This is a genomic window from Nitrospira sp. BLG_2 (genome assembly GCF_049222245.1).
In genome coordinates this window covers 1-1,706 of the sequence record NZ_JBLYIG010000077.1, presented here as the reverse complement: position 1 = coordinate 1,706, position 1,706 = coordinate 1, and the positions used below count along the sequence as shown (strand labels likewise).

Sequence of the window (1,706 nt, the reverse complement as noted above, 5' to 3'; positions counted from 1 at the left end):
GGGGATCGGATTGGAGACGGCTGGAGTCGAGTACGACAAGAGCGGGATCAAGGTCAATGCCAGACTGCAGACGACCAACCCAAAGATCTACGCGGCGGGCGATATCTGCTCACGTTACAAGTTTACGCATGCTGCCGATGCCATGGCTCAAATCGTCATCCAGAATGCGTTGTTCCCGCATCCGTTCGGTCTGGGCTACGCCAGCGTCGATTCGTTGGTCATGCCCTGGTGTACCTTCACCGAGCCGGAAGTGGCTCATGTCGGCCTGTATGAGAAAGAGGCACAGGAGAAAGGCCTTGAGGTGGAAACCTATACCTACAAGCTGGATGAAGTCGATCGGGCGATTCTGGACGGGGAAGACGAAGGGTTTGCGCGGGTTCACATTCAAAAAGGGACGGATAGGATTCTGGGCGCGACGATCGTGGCAGCCCATGCCGGCGACATGATCAACGAATTTTCCGTCGCCATGAAGGCGGGAGCAGGGGCCAAAACGATCGCTGGCACGATCCATCCCTATCCCACACAGGCTGAAGTCAATACAAAAGTGGTCAATCTCTGGCGAAAAGCGCATTTCACGCTGAGGACCAAAAATTTCTTGATCAAGTTGTTTGCTTGGATGCGGCGATAGAGATGCGTGTCGTGGATAAAGCGGATAGATATGTTTCACCACATGCCTTTTAAAGGACCAGGAGTATGGCACCATCTATTTCTTCCGTGATTGTCAGCCTCGCGTCTTTCGTGTTGGTCGGACTGATCTTCGGTGATCCGAACCGGCTACAAGCCCGATCCCCCACCGCCGTAGAGGTCGGTCCTTTTTCTACAGCTGCTCCGAGTGGACCCTGGCCGGACGGCTGGAAGCCGCTCACTTTTCCAAAAATCCCCCGCCACACGACCTACAGCCTCGTACATGATGGGGATCGCGTCGTCGTCAAGGCTGCCAGTCAGGCTTCCTCTTCGGGATACACGAAAGAAATTCTGATGGATCCGAAGGAGTATCCCATCATCCAATGGCGATGGAAGGTCTCGAATACCCTGAAGGCCAGCGATGTGACCAGGAAAGAGGGGGACGATTATCCCGCGCGTCTCTACGTCACGTTTCAATACGACAGTGCGAAAGTCGGTCTCTTCGGCAAGGCGAAGTACGAAGCCGCGAGACTGATCTACGGCCGGTACCCGCCGCTCGGCGCCATCAATTACATCTGGGAGAGCCGAGCCCCTGTGGGGACCGCCATGCCGAATCCGTATACAGAACAGGTTCACATGATCGTGGTGGAAAGCGGGGCAGCCAAGCTCAATACGTGGGTCACGGAAGAGCGTAACGTCTACGAGGATTACAAACGGGCCTTTGGAGAGGAGCCGCCGATGATTTCCGGCATCGCGATCATGACGGACACCGACAATACTGGCGAGTCGGCGGAAGCCTACTATGGGGACATCGTGTTTAAGAAAGTTACTCAGTAGCCGCCACGGTTATGAATGTGTCAGTAAAAGCGAAGTACAGACCTATATGTCGTAGAATCAAACACTATGCGCACACCTCGTCGTCCGAGGTGCTGGCACGGGCGTGCAATGCCGCCAGCCAGGTTTCCTGCACGAGATTCTGCGGAATGTGCCGATCCCGCACCTGTCGAAGGGTATACCGAAGGAGATAGTCACTGTATTGTTCATTTCCAGCGGTCCGGATCGTTCAGCTGACGTTCCACGTT

2 protein-coding genes are annotated in these 1,706 nt (G+C 55.0%); both read left to right on the top strand.

Features of this window, described 5'->3' with window-relative positions; genetic code table 11:
• Window positions 1–628: oxidoreductase dimerization domain-containing protein (locus ACOSYY_RS02210; protein WP_421660637.1), on the top strand; the 628-nt coding region annotated here is incomplete at its 5' end.
• 65 nt (window positions 629–693) lie between these two features.
• Window positions 694–1,461 carry a DUF3047 domain-containing protein gene (locus ACOSYY_RS02205; RefSeq protein ID WP_421660636.1) on the top strand — a complete coding sequence of 256 codons (768 nt, stop codon included), beginning with the start codon at window positions 694–696 and terminating at the stop codon, window positions 1,459–1,461.
• The last annotated feature ends 245 nt before the right edge of the window (window positions 1,462–1,706 follow it).